Source organism: Streptomyces sp. NPDC093085 (genome assembly GCF_040683935.1).
Taxonomy (GTDB): Bacteria; Actinomycetota; Actinomycetes; order Streptomycetales; family Streptomycetaceae; genus Streptomyces.
Genome location: NZ_JBFBFB010000024.1, coordinates 39,656 through 55,082, shown reverse-complemented (window position 1 = coordinate 55,082; position 15,427 = coordinate 39,656). Strand labels below are relative to the sequence as shown.

The following is a 15,427-nucleotide window of genomic DNA, read 5'->3' as shown; positions in this document are numbered from 1 at the left end:
CGTCCGGCCTGGCGGCCCGGCCGCCCCCCCCCCCGGGGGGCCCCCCCCCCCCGGGCGGGGGGGGGCCCCACCACTCCGTTTCCGCAACCCATGATCAACGCATTGTTACCGGTCCGCAATGCGAGGCGGCTCACACCACAGCGGGCACGCCGGTTACATTCGACGTCAACAAATGGTCAACACCCTTTAAAGAAAAGGCAGTTGACATGGATGTGCATGATGGGGCACCCGGTGACGAGTGAGCCGTACGTCACCTTCCCGGACGTGGAACAGCTCGTCGTCGACCTGATCAAGGACCGCACCGAACTGGCGGGCGCCATCGTCGATGTCCAGCCGCCCTCCGGATTCGACGGCTCTCAGCGCGCCGTGCTGGTCTCACGGGCGGGCGGGGCCTGGGCGGAGGACCCACGGCTCGACAACCCGCTGGTCGATCTGGAGGCGTACGGCCCGGACAAGGCGGCGGCCCACGCCGTCGCCCTGGTCGCCCGCGCCCTGCTGCTCCAGCTCCGGGGCGTGGGGTACGGCGCGGCGACCGTACTCGACGTGGTCGAGGAGGACGGGCCCCGCTGGCTGCCCGACTACCGCCACGCGACCGCCAACCGTTACGTGTCGACCACCCGGCTGACCATCCGCCCCGGCTGAACTCCATGCGCTGAGCCCTGGAGCCGCGCACCGCGCCACCTCGCACCTGGCAACACATCGCCCCAGTCACGCCCAACTCCCAGCAAGGAGCAGTGATGGCCGGAACGAACGCCAACGAGATCCGGGTCGCCGGCAAGGGCCGGGTCCTCATCGCACCGCTCGACACCCCTCCGCCCACCGACATCAGCACGCCATGGGGTGCCGGCTGGAGCGACCTCGGCTACACCACCACCGACGGGGTGAAGATCTCCAAGAAGGACAAGCTCGACCCCCTCGACACGTGGCAGAACGTCAGCGCGGCACGGTTCATCTATTCCGACCGCGATCTCAGTTTCAAGTTCCAGCTCCTCCAGCTCAACGAGGAGACCCTGCCGTTCTTCTTCGGCGGCGGAGACGTGGCGGAGACCGCGGAAGGGTCCGGGGTCTATCGCTACGAACTGGCGTCCGAACCCAAGTTCGACGAACGCATGCTCGGCCTGGAGTTCGCCGACGGTGACGACGTCACCTACCGCATGGTCATCGCCCGCGGCCAGGTGACCGAGACCGAGGAGATCTCCCTCATCCGCACAGCTCCCGTCAAGCTCGGTGTCACCTTCACCGCACTCGCCACGGCCGATGACGCGCCGCTCGCGACGTTCCTGATGAAGGACCCCAGCTTCAGCGCCGCCTGAGAATTTCCGCCGAGCGCACCGAGGAGTTGTGACCATGCCCCGCTTCAACGTCAACGCGGCCCGTGCCCAGCGTCTCGAAACGCTGGGGAAGGAATGGGAGTTCGAGGTGGACGGAACCGTGTTCCGGCTGCCCACCGAGTTCCCGCGCTCCATCGCCAAGCAGATCGCGGCCCTGGAGGACAACGACATCGACGGGCTGCTCGCCCTGCTGCTCGGCGCCGAGCAGTTCGAACGCTTCAGTACGTACGACATCAGTGTCCAGGACGTCTCCGCGATCCTGGAGGCGTACGGCAGCGAGACAGGCATGACGCTGGGGGAAGGCTGAGCCTCGGCGCGCTGGTCGACGAGCACGCCGAGGCCCTGGAAGCGGATCTGCTCCGCCACTACGGAGTCGACCTCCTCGACTGGTACCGCGGCAGCCTCTCCTCACGGCGCCTGCGCGTCCTCACCGAGCATCTCCCGGAGGACTCGGCCTTCGCCCGTGCCCTCCACGGCGAACAGGCGGAGTGGACGCTCACGGACCATCTGCTGGCGGCGGTCGTCGACCACCTGGCCGTCGCGAACTGGATGTTCGCGACGGTCAACCGCGACGAGGACGCCGACCCGGCACCGTACCCGGATCCGGTGCCGCGCCCGGGCGGAACCGGGGTGACGACCGACCCCTCCGGCGCGGATGTCCCGTCGCGCGGTGCGAGTGCGGCGGAGATCGTGACGTTCCTGAATTCGCCCTGACTCACCCGCCCGTGAGGAGGATCCCATGACCGAGAACCCCTTCCCGTCCTGGTTCCGGACAGGCCCCCTGTCGAAGGAGTTCAGGAAGGCCATCGAGGATTCCCTCGACGTGAAGAAGCTGTGGGAGTCCCTGGAACTGCATCGCCGCAAGGCCGAGCTGACGGGGGTGGCCGTCGGCGGCACCGCGTTGAAGGCCGAAGGGACGGGCATGGCCGTCGGGGGCACCGTGCTGAAGGCCGAAGGAACAGGCGTGGCCGTCGGCGGAAACCTGTTGAAGGCCGAAGCCAACCTGGCCACCTTCCAAGCCGACGTGTTCAGGGTCGACGCAGTATTCAGGGACATAGTGAAAAATCGCCTGGAAACCTCGAACGCTCTCCGGGAGCTGCGGAACGACTTCCCCAACGCGACCCGGCAGCAGATCAAGGACTTGATAGACCCGACACAGCTCCGGAAGGATATCCAGAACCTCAAGAACAAAGTGAGGGAGAACCACCAGAAAGCCCAGTACACCGACACTGCACTCACCAGAATATTGCCCAGGATCGCCGCACTCGAAGCACGCACCACTGGAAGTGCGCAGCGCCCCGAGCAACTTCGGCGCGCCATCGACGATTACAACCGCGCACTCAGCCGGTCCCATCCGAACATGAGAGTTTTCCTCCAGGAGATCCACAACATCGCGAACAATCTCCGCTGACATCGGAAGGAGGTGCATCCCACCATGAGAACCGCATTGATCCAGGCCAGCGGCGCACTGACCCGTTTCCGGTCCGCCCTCACCCAGGCGAGCAGCTCCGGGAACCGACTGCGCGACTCCACACGCCAGAACAGTGCCGAAATGCAGCGACTCGCGGGATCCGCACGGCAATCCGCAACCGGCGTTCAGAACGCCGCGCGCAACGCGGGGGCGAGCGGCGGGCTGTTCGGCCGGCTGACGGGCGGAGTGCGTGGCGCGAGCACCGCGATGCGAGGACTCAACACCGCGATGAAGGCGAATGTCATGGGCGCGATCCTCGCGCTGCTCATACCGCTCATCACCAAGCTCGTCGAAATGGCCATGCGGTCCAAGACCGTGCAGGCCGTCGTGCAGAAGGCGATGCAGGTCATGGGTCAGGTGATGAGCGCCACCATGCGCGCGGGCTCCGCCGCGATCGGCTGGGTGGTCAACGCGGCGAAGAGGATGTTCAGCTGGCTGAAGGCGAACTGGCCGCTGCTGGTGGCCATCCTCGCCGGCCCCATCGGCATCGCTGTGCTGATGATCGTGAAGCACTGGAACCGGATCACCTCCGCCGTCGGCGCGGTACGGAACGCGATCGTCAGCAAATGGAACGATGCCATGGGTTTCCTGCGCGGCATCCCCGGCCGGATCTCCAAGCTCTTCTCCGGGCTGGCCGCGACGCTCAGGAACACCGGCGGACATCTGATCCAGGGCCTCATCAACGGAATCATCGGAAAAGCCTCGGCGCTCACCTCCACCATCAAGAATTTCGTCATCGACAAAATCCCGGGTCCCATCCGTCGCGGCCTCGGTATCTCCTCACCGTCCACCCTGATGATGGGGTTCGGCCGGGACGTCGGCGAAGGGCTCGCCCTCGGGATCGAGGGCACCGGCAACCGGGTCTCCGGCGCCGCCGGACGCCTCGCCACCGCCACCGCGCGCGGTTTGATCTCCCCCGGCTACGGCCTCGCCGGTACGAGCGTACGCGCGGCGGGCCGTACCGGCGGCGCCGGCAACAGCCCCGTCACCGTCCATGTCCACCCGCGCCCCGGGCAGTCCGAGTACGAGATCGGTCGGATCACCGCCCGCGAACTGGCCTGGGCGGGCAAGCGGTGACCGGGCACCCGCTCCAGCAGCCGGTGTTCGAGGTCGACGGGTGGGCGGGGAACACCGTCGACGAGGCAGGCGTCGAGTGGTGGGTCACCGCCGAGCAGGGCTGGGCCTCCACTCCGCCCGTCCGGCTCGCCCTCACCGACCGGCCCGAGCGGCACGGCGCGTTCGACGCCCCCTCCTACCGGGGGCCCCGCGTGATCACTCTGGAGGGCACCGCCGTCGCACCCGGCCGTGCGGCGAAGGAGGCCGCCAAGGACCGGCTCGCCGCCGTACTCGCCGACGGCACCGCCCTGCTCCCCCTCGTCGTCACCGAGCCCCACGCCTCCCGCCGCGTCCTCGTCCGTCTCTCCTCCGAAACCAAGATCACCGACCGTAAGGCGGGCGCCTTCGAGTTCTCGCTGGCCATGACCGCGCCGGACCCGCTGCGCTACTCCGCCCGGCTCAACACCCGTACCTGCACACTGCCCTCGTCCAGCGGCGGCCTCGTCTTCCCCCTGGAGTTCCCGCTGGACTTCGGTCCCGGCTCCTCCGGCGGCCGGCTGGTGCCGGAGAACGCGGGCACCGCCCCCACCTGCCCGGTCTGGCGGATCAGCGGGCCCTGCGTCGACCCGGTCATCACCAACACCGCCGGCGGCGCGGACCTGTCCTTCGGACTCACCCTCCAGGAAGGCGACTATCTGGTCGTGGACACCGACGCCCGTACGGTCCTGCTCCAGGGCACCGCGTCCCGCCGCTCCACTCTGCTGCCCGGCTCCGACTGGTTCCCCCTCCCACCCGGCCCGACGCCCGTTCTCTTCCGCGCCCGTGCCTACGAACCAGCGGCCCGGCTCACCGCCGAATGGCGTGACGCATGGCTCTGACCCCGACGGCAGGGACGCGCCCGTACCTCCGGATCCGTGCCGACCGTGGCATCCCACAGAGCAGAGGAGAGGCATCCCCATGACCACGCCCACCCCGGAACGCGACTCCGGCTGGATATCCGGCGGCCTCGTCGACGCGGAGGACGCCCGCCTCGCCACGGGGGTGCTCGCGGCGCCCGGCGGCGGTCCGGTCCAGGCCCGCAGCGGCATCCGGCCGGCGCCCGGCGACCCCGGCAGGGTACTGGCCACCCCCACCGCGTCGGGAAAGGTCACCGTCAACCCGTTCCAGGCCGTCATCCAGGGCACCGCGGCGACCGCGGCCGGCGCCTATCTGGTCACCCTCGACCGTACGAAGACCATCGACGTGCTCGGCCCGTACCCCGCCGACCCGACCCACCCCCGCCAGGACCTGGTCATCGCCCGGCAGCGCGACGAGCAGTACGGAGACGCCGCCACGACGATGACCGTCGAGCTCGTGAAGGGCACCGCGGCCCCCTCCCCCACCGACCCCCCGGTGACCGGCGACCACATCCCCCTCGCCCGGATCAGAGTCGCCGGCAACGCCACCGCCGTCACCAGCGTCGAGGACCTGCGCCCGTGGACCGCGGCCGTGGGCGGCATCATCCGGGCCGCGGGGGAGGCGGGCCGCCCCACGGCCCCGTACAGCGGCATGTACATCCACCGCACCGACACCAACCACCTGGAGTCCTACGACACCACCGCCGGCTGGCGCGCCGTCAACGACGACACCGGCTGGACGCCCCTGCCTCTGGAGGCCAACTGGCAGCCGTACAACGCCCAGGAGGCACCGGCTGTACGCCGGGTCGGGGCGGTGGTGTATCTGCGGGGCGGTGCCACACGGCTGAACTCCTCCGCCGCCGGTAACGCCACGCTCCTCTACATCCCCGCCGGTTTCCGGCCCGCCGTCGCGCATCGCTGGTACGGGCCGACCACAGGCAGCTCGACGCTGTTCGCCTGCGAGTTCGCGCTCTACGGAGACCGGCTCGCGGTGTGGCCCGATACCAATTCCGTACCCACAGGTACCTCTCTGTTCATCGGAACGACCTGGCTGACCGGCTGATGGCCCGCTACACCTACTACACCGCCGACCTCGCGACTGGCGCGATCTCCGACGAGCTGCCCCTCTACGACGTCACCTTCAGCACCGAACTGAACGAGGCGGGGGAGTTCCGGGGCCGGCTCCCCCTCGGTGACCCGAGGGTCACCGTGCACCGGCCACGTGAACTCACCGAACCCGCGCGCGCCGCCCTCTACGTCGAGCGTGACGGCATCCTTGTCTGGGGCGGCGTGATCTGGACCGTCAAGTACGGCTCCGCCGACCGGCACCTGGAGATCAGCGGAGCGGGGTTCCTCTCCTACTTCGACCATCGACGCGTTCTGCCCGCCGACTTCGACCCGGCCGTCACCGAACTGGCGTCCGTAGGAGTCACGTTCACCGATCACGACCAGTCGGACATCGCCCGTGACCTGGTCCGTCTCGCCCAGGCGCACCCGGGCGGCGACATCCGGGTACGCCCCGACTCCGCCGCCCGGTCCGGAATCCCCCGCACGCTCGGCTTCCCCGGCGGCCAGCTCAAAAGCACCGGCGAGGCGCTGCGCGAGCTGGCCAGTCTGGAGGACGGTCCGGACTTCCTCCTCGACGTGGCGTACGGGTCCGACGGGCGCCCCGTCCGTCGGCTGCGCGTCGGCACGCCCCGGCTCGGCCGGCGGAGCACCGGGCATGTGTGGGAGTACGGCGCCAACCTCACCGGGTACACCTGGCCGGTGGACGGCGCCTCGACAGCCGTACGGGTCTTCGCCCTCGGGGAGCAGCGGCCGGGCGGGGGCGAGGACGGGGACGAAGGCGGGGGCGAGAGCGAAGGCGGTCAGCTCGTCGCGGTCGCCGAGGACCTCACCACCGGGAGGCCGCTTCTGGAGACCGAGGTGTCGTACGTCCAGATCTCCGACCCCGAGGTGCTGCGCTCGCAGGCCCGTTCGGCGCTGGCCGCGGTCTCCGCCCCCGTCGTCCTGCCCGAACTGACCGCCCGCGCCGACCGGGAACCACTGCTCGGGTCCTACCAGGTCGGCGACGAGGCCACCGTCGTCGTCAGGGATGTCTTCTTCCCCGACGGCACCCAGTTCGACGTACGGATCACCGGCATCGAAGTCACCCCGGGAAACGACGCGGGCGAGGAACAGGTCCAGTTGACCGTCACCCCGATCAGGAGGCTTCCGTGACCAGGATCAACCGCCCCGACACCCTCCTCACCGAGCTGCGCGACATCAAACGCCGCCTCCATGCCCTGGAAACGGCACAACGCGCCTCCGCGACGCCCCGGTCCACGACGCCCACGGCCATGGGCGAGAACACGGCCGCTACCGGGCCGGCCCCCGAGTCCGGGAACGGTGGGACGGAGCCGGCAGACCGGACCGTCGCGTCACATCCGGAGCAAGGTCCGGAACAGGAGCAGGAGCCGCGCTGACCGGAAGACGGCCTGCCGGCCAGGCGCCCCCGCCGATCCCTCCTCGTGGCCCCTGTGTGTCCCCTGAGTGTCCACTGGATCTTGGTCCGGACGTGTGAAAGGGGGCCGCCACTCTGGAGTGGCGGCCCCCGTTCTTCTGTTCCCGCAGGTAGAAACGGTTCTCTGCGAGAGCCCTGCGGTGGGGCGGGTGGGGCTCGAACCCACGACCGACGGATTATGAGTCCGCTGCTCTGACCGGCTGAGCTACCGCCCCTAACGGCGCGTCGCGCACATTTGTGCGCGCCGTCTGCCGCAGCATAGCCGGTCATACGATCTCCTGCCTCGGATGGTCGGCACACTTGACCATGAGGACCCCGCCATGCGCCGCCCGGTTCCCGGAACCTCTCAAGTCCCCCGTACGAGGGATCAGTTGGGCGTCATGGGGACGACGAAAAGGGACCCCTGAGGGTCCCTTCCGGCGTTTCCGCTCCCCCGGCTGGACTCGAACCAGCAACCCTCCGGTTAACAGCCGAATGCTCTGCCAATTGAGCTACAGGGGATCGCGCTCCCCCGACTGGACTCGAACCAGTAACCTGCCGGTTAACAGCCGGCTGCTCTGCCAATTGAGCTACAGGGGATTGCTGCGTTTGCACCGAACGTACCTAGCCCGGCTCTCCCGGGCGGCGCGCGTTCGCTGCGACACATACATTAGCGCAAGCAGGGGGGTGCTCCGCCAATCGGTATCGTGGCGGTTCACCCTGCGTGATCCCGGTCCAGGACGGGGTAGGCGGAGGGCACAGACCTACAAGGGCCTGCCGTCCGGCGCCGGGCGCTCGGGACACTGATCACGAAGGAAGGCTGGGCAGCCATGTTGTACCGCCTCAGTTTCATCGCCGGGTTCGCCTGCGGGTACGTCCTCGGGACCCGCGCGGGCCGTGAGCGTTACGAGCAGATGAAGAAGACGGCCCGGGAGATCGCCCAGAACCCCGCGGTGCGCAACGCCGCCGAGTCCGCCGCGCGGACCGGCCTCGACGTCGCGGGCCGCGCCTACGACTCCGTGAACGGCGCGGTCGGGGACAAGCTGCCCGACTCGGTGGCCCAGCGCGTCCGCTCGCTGCGGGAGCGGAGCCAGAACGGTCTGGACGACTGGGGCACCAGCAACACCTGACCGGCCGGAGCGCGCGGGCCCCCGCGCGCGTGCGGCAGAATCGGGTGTCATGGGAATAGTCGCCGGGTTGGACAGTTCGTCCGGGTTCACACGCGTCGTGGTCTGCGACGCGGACACAGGTGCCGTACTGCGGCAGGGGTACGCGCAGCATCCGGTCGATCCCAAAGCCGTCGAGGTCGACCCCCAGGTGTGGCTCCTGTCCCTCGGCGAGGCGGCCTCCGGCGGGCTGCTCGAAGGCGTCCAGGCCATCGGTGTCGCGGCGCAGCAGGACGGGATGGTCACGCTCGACCGGCAGGGCAACCCCGTGCGGGCCGCCCTCATCGGCAACGACAAGCGCGCCCAGGTCGCCGCCGCCGATCTGATCGACGCGCTGGGCGGCCGGCACGCCTGGGCCGAGGCGGTCGGCTCCGTACCGCAGTCGAGCCGGCTGGTGGCGAAGTTGCGCTGGCTGGCACGGACCGAGCCGGAGTCGGCGCACCGGACCGCGCTGGTGCTCCAGCCGCACGACTGGCTGGTCTGGCAGCTTCTGGGGCGGCCCGCGCGGCGGACCACGGACCGGGGCGCCGCCTCGGGCACCGGCTACTGGTCGGCCCGTACGGAGTCGTACCGGCCGGATCTGGTGGAGCTGGCCCTCGGCCACCAGGCGGCGCTGCCGGATGTGCTCGGCCCGGCGGACGCCGCCGGGACGACGCCGGAGGGGCTGCTGATCTCGGCGGGGACCGGCGAGACGATGGCCGCCGCCTTCGGGCTCGGGGTCGGGGTCGGGGACGCGGTGGTGTCGCTGGGGGCCTCGGGCTCCGTGATGGCGGTCCACCACGAGGCGGTCTCCGACCCGTCCGGGCTGATCACCTCCTTCGCCGACGCCACCGGCATGCACCTGCCCGTGGTCCACACGCTCAACGCGGTCCGGGCGCTGCGCGGCACGGCCGAGCTGCTGGGGACGGCGGATCTGGGCGATCTCTCGGAGCTGGCGCTGAAGTCCACACCGGGCTCCTCGGGGCTGGTCTTCCTGCCGTATCTGGAAGGTGAGCGGACCCCGCGGCTCCCGCACACGGCGGGCACGCTGACCGGGCTGCGGCGCGAGTCGATGAAGCCGGAGCATCTGGCGCGGGCCGCGTTCGAGGGGATGCTCTGCTCGCTCGCGGACGCGATGGACGTGCTGCGGGGGCGCGGGGTGGAGGTGCGCCGGGTCTTCCTGCTGGGGGCCGCGGCGGAGCTGCCCGCCGTCCAGGCGCTGGCGCCCTCGGTCTTCGGCGCGCAGGTCGTCGTACCGCAGCCGGCGGACTACACGGCGCTGGGCGCGGCCCGGCAGGCGGCGTGGGCGCTCGGGGTGGCGCGCGGGACGCACTCCCCGCAGCAGCCGCCGGCCTGGCAGGGCGCCGCGGCGCAGGTCTTCGAGCCGGGGGAGGACACGGCGGTGGGGGCGGCGGTACGGCAGCAGTACGCGGCCACGCGCGAGCAGGTGCATCCGGGGGCGTTCGGGCCGGGGGCCGGGACGGCGGGGTGACGGGGGTGCTCGGGGTGACGGGGGTGACGGGGGTGCTCGGGGTGGTGCTCCGGTGACGGAGGTGCTCGGGATGGTGCTCCGGTGACGGGCTGACCGGCTGACGGGCTTCGGGGCGGGGGCTGCACGCCTGGCTCGTTCCGGCACGCGGTGGCGCGTGGCGGGCTCGTGGTGCGCTTTGCGTACGGTCGTTCTGTACTGCCGGTTGTTGTTCTTGACCGGTCCTTGGACGAAAACCCTTGGGGTTCCGCGGGGGGTTTGACGCAAGATGGAGCGTCGGGACCCCCTGATCTTCGCCGGCCGGTCGTGGCCGTTCGGCCCAGTTGGTTCCCTGCCGACACCGGGCTGAACCTCAGTCGAACTCCGATTGAACCCCAGCCGACCCGAGCCGAATCCGAGAGACCGCACGTGCTGCTACGACTCCTGCGAGCCCATCTCGCCCCGTACAAGAGACCGATAGCCCTGCTGGTACTGCTCCAGCTCCTCCAGACCATCGCCACCCTGTATCTGCCGACCCTCAACGCCGACATCATCGACAACGGTGTGGTGAAAGGGGACACCGGCTACATCCTGAGCCTCGGCGGCTTCATGATCGCCGTCAGTGTGGCGCAGGTCCTGTGCAACATAGGCGCCGTGTACTACGGGGCGCGGACCGCCGCCGCGCTCGGCCGGGACGTGCGGGCCGCCGTCTTCGGGCGGGTGCAGAGCTTCTCCGCCCGTGAGGTGGCCCACTTCGGGGCCCCTTCGCTGATCACGCGTACGACCAATGACGTCCAGCAGGTGCAGATGCTGGTCCTGATGTCGTTCACGCTGATGGTGTCCGCCCCCATCATGTGTGTGGGCGGCATCGTCATGGCGCTCGGCCTGGACGTCCCGCTGTCGTCGGTGCTGCTCGCGGTGGTGCCGGTGCTCGGGATCTCCGTCTCCCTGATCGTGAAGCGGATGCGGCCGCTGTTCCGCACCATGCAGACGCGACTGGACACGGTCAACCGGGTGCTGCGGGAGCAGATCACCGGGAACCGGGTGATCAGGGCGTTCGTCCGGGACGAGTACGAGAAGGGGCGCTTCAAGGAGTCCAACACCGAGCTGACCGATGTCGCGCTGTCGACCGGCCGGCTCATGGCGCTGATGTTCCCGACCGTGATGACGGTGGTGAACCTGTCGTCGATCGCCGTCGTCTGGTTCGGCGCGCACCGCATCGAGAGCGGCGGGATGCAGATCGGGGCGCTGACCGCGTTCCTCGCGTACCTGATGCAGATCGTGATGGCCGTGATGATGGCCACCTTCATGTTCATGATGGTGCCGCGCGCCGAGGTGTGCGCCGAGCGCATCGAGGAGGTGCTGGACACCCGGTCGAGCGTCGTACCGCCCGAGGAGCCGATACGGGAACTCTCGCGCCATGGCCACCTGGAGATCCGGGACGCCGAGTTCCGCTTCCCCGGCGCCGAGGAGCCCGTGCTCCGGGAGGTCTCGCTGGTCGCGCGGCCCGGGGAGACGACCGCGGTCATCGGGTCGACGGGGAGCGGGAAGTCCACGCTGCTCGGTCTGGTGCCCCGGCTCTTCGACGCGACGGGCGGGGAGGTGCTGGTCGACGGTACGGACGTACGCGGCCTGGACCCGGCGCTGCTGGCGAAGACCGTGAGCCTCGTACCGCAGAAGCCGTATCTGTTCTCCGGGACGGTCGCCACGAACCTGCGGTACGGCAATCCGGAGGCGACCGACGAGGAACTCTGGCACGCGCTGGAGGTGGCGCAGGCCAAGGAGTTCGTGACCTCGCTGGAGGGCGGCCTGGACGCGCCCATCGCGCAGGGCGGCACCAATGTCTCCGGCGGGCAGCGGCAGCGGCTCTCGATCGCGCGGACGCTGGTGCAGCGCCCTGAGATCTATCTCTTCGACGACTCGTTCTCGGCGCTGGACTACGCGACGGACGCGGCGCTGCGGGCCGCGCTGGGGCGGGAGACCGCGGAGGCGACCGTGCTGATCGTCGCCCAGCGGGTGTCGACCATCAGGGACGCGGACCGGATCGTGGTGCTGGACGAGGGCCGGGTGGTGGGCGAGGGCCGCCACCACGAGCTGATGGCGGAGAACGAGACCTACCGGGAGATCGTGCTCTCCCAGCTGACCGAGGCGGAGGCGGCCTGATGAGTGGTCCAGGTGGACGCATGATGGCGGCCGGTGCCGGAGCGCAGCAGTCCATGGACTTCAAGGGGTCCGGTAAACGGCTGCTGCGACGGCTGGCGGTGGAGAAGGTCACCCTGTCGTGGATGGTCGGGGCGTCGGTGCTCAGCGTGGCGCTCTCGGTCTGGGCGCCGAAGATCCTCGGGCACGCGACCAATCTGATCTTCGCGGGCGTGATCGGCCGGCAGACCCAGGGCGGGGTCACCAAGGAGCAGGTCGTCGCCGGGCTGCGGGCCAAGGGCGACGACGGGCTCGCGGATCTGCTCTCGGCGGTGGACTTCACCCCCGGGCGCGGGATCGACTTCGGCGCGGTCGGCGAGGTCCTGCTGATGGCGCTCGCCGTGAGCATGGGCGCCGGGCTGCTGATGCTGGTGGCGAGCCGGCTCTCGATCCGGGCCATCAACTTCACGGTGTACCGGATGCGCGAGGACATCCAGGCGAAGCTGTCGCGGCTGCCGCTCTCCTACTTCGACCAGCAGCCGCGCGGCGAGGTGCTCAGCCGGGCGACGAACGACGTGGACAACGTCTCGCAGACCTTGCAGCAGTCGATGGGCCAGCTCATCAACTCCCTGCTGACGATTGTCGGCGTCCTGGTGATGATGTTCTGGATCTCGCCGCTGCTGGCGCTGGTCGCGCTGGTGACGGTGCCGCTCTCGGTGTTCGTCGCCGCCAAGGTCGGCAAGCGGTCGCAGCCGCACTTCGTGCAGCAGTGGAAGGTCACGGGCTCGCTCAACGCCCATATAGAGGAGATGTACACCGGGCACTCCCTGGTGAAGGTCTTCGGGCGGCAGGAGGAGTCCGCGGAGAAGTTCGGCGAGGAGAACGAGAAGCTGTACGAGGCCGGTTTCAAGGCCCAGTTCAACAGCGGCATCATGCAGCCGCTGATGCTCTTCGTCTCCAACCTGAACTATGTGATGGTCGCGGTGGTCGGCGGGCTGCGGGTGGCCTCGGGGACGCTGTCGATCGGCGATGTCCAGGCGTTCATCCAGTACTCCCGGCAGTTCTCGATGCCGCTGACCCAGGTCGCCTCGATGGCCAACCTCATCCAGTCCGGGGTGGCCTCCGCCGAGCGGATCTTCGAGCTGCTGGACGCGGAGGAGCAGGAGCCGGACGCCCCGGCGGTGGAGCGGCTGCGCGAGGCGCGCGGGGAGGTCGTGCTGGACGGTGTCGCGTTCCGGTACGAGGCCGACAAGCCGCTGATCGAGGACTTGTCGCTGGCGGTGGCCCCCGGGCAGACCGTGGCGATCGTGGGGCCGACGGGCGCCGGCAAGACGACGCTGGTGAACCTGCTGATGCGGTTCTACGAGGTGACCGGCGGCCGGATCCTGCTGGACGGCACGGACGTGGCGAAGATGTCCCGGGAGGAGCTCCGCTCCGGCATCGGGATGGTGCTCCAGGACACCTGGCTCTTCGGCGGGACGATCGCGGAGAACATCGCCTACGGGGCGGCGCGCGAGGTCACCCGGGAGGAGATCGAGGAGGCGGCACGGGCCGCGCACGCGGACCGGTTCGTACGGACCCTGGCGGACGGCTACGACACCGTCATCGACGACGAGGGCACGGGTGTCAGCGCGGGTGAGAAGCAGCTCATCACGATAGCCCGCGCGTTCCTGTCGGACCCGGTGATCCTGGTCCTGGACGAGGCGACCAGCTCCGTCGACACCCGTACCGAGGTGCTGATCCAGAAGGCCATGGCGCGGCTCGCGCACGGCAGGACCAGCTTCGTCATCGCGCACCGGCTCTCCACGATCCGGGACGCCGACGTCATCCTCGTGATGGAGCACGGCTCGATCGTCGAACAGGGCACGCACGACGAGCTCCTGGCCGCGGACGGCGCGTATGCCCGGCTCTACCAGGCGCAGTTCGCGCAGGCGGTGGCCGAGGTCGACTGAGGGAGGCCGGGGGCGGCTTGAGGCGGCTCGCGGCGCCTGACGGCCGCTGAGGGCGGCCGGGGGCGACGGCCGTCCGGCCGGCCCGTACGTTCCCGCCCCCCTTCCTGTCGGGGGTCCCGGGAACGTACGGGCCGGTCAGTCCAGGTAGCCGCGGAGCTGGTCGGCGTAGGCGTGGTCGCGGAGTTTGCCGAGGGTCTTCGACTCGATCTGGCGGATGCGTTCGCGGGTCACGCCGAAGATCCTGCCGATCTCCTCCAGGGTGCGCGGCCGGCCGTCGTCCAGGCCGTACCGCAACTGCACGACCTTGCGTTCGCGTTCGCCGAGCGTGGAGAGCACGGCGTCCAGGTGCTCGCGCAGCAGCAGGAAGGCAGCGGACTCGACGGGGGACGCGGCGTCGCCGTCCTCGATCAGGTCGCCGAGCGCGACATCGTCCTCCTCCCCCACGGGCGCGTGCAGCGATACGGGCTCCTGGGCGAGTCTGAGGACCTCCCGGACGCGGTCGGGGGTGAGTTCGAGGTGGGCGGCGACCTCCTCGGGGGTCGGCTCGTAGCCGCGCTCCTGGAGCATCCGGCGCTGGACCCGGACGACCCGGTTGATCAGCTCGACCACATGGACCGGGACCCGGATGGTGCGGGCCTGGTCGGCGAGGGCGCGGGACATGGCCTGCCGGATCCACCAGGTCGCGTACGTGGAGAACTTGTAGCCCCGCGCGTAGTCGAACTTCTCGACCGCTCTGATCAGGCCCAGATTCCCTTCCTGGACGAGGTCGAGCATGGTCAGCCCGCGCCCGACGTACCGTTTGGCGACGGAGACGACCAGCCGCAGGTTGGCCTCGATGAGGCGGCGCTTGGCCATCCGGCCGAGGACGACCAGCCGGTCGAGGTCGAGGGCGAGTCCGGCGTCGAGCGCGGTGTCGAGATCGCCGGCGGCGGCCAGCTTCTCCTCGGCGAAGAGCCCGGCCTCGACGCGGCAGGCGAGTTCCACCTCGTCGGCGGCGGTGAGCAGCGGGATCCGGCCGATCTCCCGCAGGTACTGCCGGAAGAGGTCGGAGGAGGGCCCGCCGGTGTCGGCGCGGGTGCCGGGACGCCCGGCGGGCTCGGGCTCCGGCGCGGGTACGAGGGGCGGCTCGGCGGGCTCGGTGAGGGGTCCCTGGCCGTGGCCCCAGGGGGGCTCGGATGTCTCGGGACGGTGGTTCTGCCTGCTCTGCGGCGGTACGGTCAGGGTCGGCGTCAGGGTCAGGGTCCGGGTCTGCACGGGGGGCGACCTCCAGGGTGATCGCTGCCGGTTCGGGGGGTACGGCAGCGGGACGGGGGCGGCCGGGCCGCCGTCCGTCCCGTACACGATGAGCGGATCCGCGGGGGTGGGGGGTCCGTCGGACGATGGACGGGCCGCGCTCCGAGGACTCAGGCACCGCACCCCAGTGTGGGGGACGACACATCGCCGCCACGAGGGGCGTGCGGCGTTTTTCTGAGTCCGGTCCGTAACCG

14 protein-coding genes, 3 tRNA genes and 1 pseudogene are annotated in these 15,427 nt (G+C 70.1%); 14 read left to right on the top strand and 4 right to left on the bottom strand.

Features of this window, described 5'->3' with window-relative positions; genetic code table 11:
• Positions 1-231 precede the first annotated feature (231 nt).
• The 10 genes from AB0O07_RS35735 to AB0O07_RS35690 all read left to right on the top strand — a co-directional run bounded on the left by AB0O07_RS35735 (position 232) and on the right by AB0O07_RS35690 (position 7,219).
• Positions 232-642, top strand: a complete 411-nt coding sequence (locus AB0O07_RS35735; protein WP_365641679.1) for a hypothetical protein — start codon at positions 232-234, stop codon at positions 640-642.
• 95 nt (positions 643-737) lie between these two features.
• The gene (locus tag AB0O07_RS35730) at positions 738-1,313 is read left to right on the top strand and encodes a phage tail protein (RefSeq protein ID WP_365641677.1); all 576 of its coding nucleotides are present in this window, start codon (positions 738-740) and stop codon (positions 1,311-1,313) included.
• Positions 1,314-1,347: 34 nt separating this feature from the next.
• On the top strand, positions 1,348-1,638 hold the full coding sequence (locus tag AB0O07_RS35725; protein WP_365641675.1) for a hypothetical protein: 291 nt from the start codon (positions 1,348-1,350) through the stop codon (positions 1,636-1,638).
• A 47-nt stretch (positions 1,639-1,685) separates the two neighbouring features.
• A complete protein-coding gene (locus tag AB0O07_RS35720) occupies positions 1,686-2,045 on the top strand; it encodes a hypothetical protein (RefSeq protein WP_365641688.1) in 360 nt (119 codons plus the stop codon).
• 25 nt (positions 2,046-2,070) lie between these two features.
• A complete protein-coding gene (locus tag AB0O07_RS35715; RefSeq protein ID WP_365641672.1) occupies positions 2,071-2,742 on the top strand; it encodes a hypothetical protein in 672 nt (223 codons plus the stop codon).
• A gap of 24 nt (positions 2,743-2,766) precedes the next feature.
• Positions 2,767-3,879: a hypothetical protein gene (locus AB0O07_RS35710; RefSeq protein ID WP_365641670.1), complete on the top strand. Its 1,113-nt coding sequence runs from the start codon at positions 2,767-2,769 to the stop codon at positions 3,877-3,879.
• Positions 3,876-4,736 (top strand): phage tail protein, encoded by an 861-nt coding sequence (locus tag AB0O07_RS35705; protein ID WP_365641667.1) that lies wholly within the window; start codon positions 3,876-3,878, stop codon positions 4,734-4,736. Before AB0O07_RS35710 ends, AB0O07_RS35705 begins: the two co-directional genes overlap by 4 nt.
• A gap of 79 nt (positions 4,737-4,815) precedes the next feature.
• A complete protein-coding gene (locus AB0O07_RS35700; RefSeq protein WP_365641664.1) occupies positions 4,816-5,817 on the top strand; it encodes a hypothetical protein in 1,002 nt (333 codons plus the stop codon).
• Positions 5,817-6,974 (top strand): hypothetical protein, encoded by a 1,158-nt coding sequence (locus AB0O07_RS35695; protein WP_365641661.1) that lies wholly within the window; start codon positions 5,817-5,819, stop codon positions 6,972-6,974. Before AB0O07_RS35700 ends, AB0O07_RS35695 begins: the two co-directional genes overlap by 1 nt.
• A complete protein-coding gene (locus tag AB0O07_RS35690) occupies positions 6,971-7,219 on the top strand; it encodes a hypothetical protein (protein WP_365641658.1) in 249 nt (82 codons plus the stop codon). The genes AB0O07_RS35695 and AB0O07_RS35690 overlap by 4 nt, the downstream gene beginning before the upstream one ends.
• Before the next feature lie 179 nt (positions 7,220-7,398).
• Here AB0O07_RS35690 and AB0O07_RS35685 read toward each other — a convergent pair.
• The 3 genes from AB0O07_RS35685 to AB0O07_RS35675 form a co-directional block, all read right to left on the bottom strand.
• Positions 7,399-7,472, bottom strand: a tRNA-Ile gene (locus AB0O07_RS35685).
• A gap of 213 nt (positions 7,473-7,685) precedes the next feature.
• A tRNA-Asn gene (locus AB0O07_RS35680) sits at positions 7,686-7,758 on the bottom strand.
• Between the two features lie 5 nt (positions 7,759-7,763).
• Positions 7,764-7,836: transfer RNA gene (locus AB0O07_RS35675), tRNA-Asn, on the bottom strand.
• Positions 7,837-8,066: 230 nt separating this feature from the next.
• Between AB0O07_RS35675 and AB0O07_RS35670 the strand changes: the two genes are divergently transcribed.
• From AB0O07_RS35670 to AB0O07_RS35655, 4 genes are all read left to right on the top strand, one after another.
• Complete coding sequence (locus AB0O07_RS35670) at positions 8,067-8,366, top strand: YtxH domain-containing protein (protein ID WP_365641655.1); 300 nt, start codon at positions 8,067-8,069, stop codon at positions 8,364-8,366.
• Positions 8,367-8,415: 49 nt separating this feature from the next.
• Complete coding sequence (locus AB0O07_RS35665; protein WP_365641652.1) at positions 8,416-9,873, top strand: FGGY family carbohydrate kinase; 1,458 nt, start codon at positions 8,416-8,418, stop codon at positions 9,871-9,873.
• 405 nt (positions 9,874-10,278) lie between these two features.
• Positions 10,279-12,012: an ABC transporter ATP-binding protein gene (locus tag AB0O07_RS35660; protein WP_365641649.1), complete on the top strand. Its 1,734-nt coding sequence runs from the start codon at positions 10,279-10,281 to the stop codon at positions 12,010-12,012.
• Positions 12,012-13,940 carry an ABC transporter ATP-binding protein gene (locus AB0O07_RS35655; RefSeq protein WP_365641646.1) on the top strand — a complete coding sequence of 643 codons (1,929 nt, stop codon included), beginning with the start codon at positions 12,012-12,014 and terminating at the stop codon, positions 13,938-13,940. Before AB0O07_RS35660 ends, AB0O07_RS35655 begins: the two co-directional genes overlap by 1 nt.
• Before the next feature lie 135 nt (positions 13,941-14,075).
• On the opposite strand, the pseudogene AB0O07_RS35650 reads toward AB0O07_RS35655, so the two are convergent.
• Positions 14,076-15,351 (bottom strand): annotated as a pseudogene (locus AB0O07_RS35650) (sigma-70 family RNA polymerase sigma factor).
• Positions 15,352-15,427 lie beyond the last annotated feature (76 nt).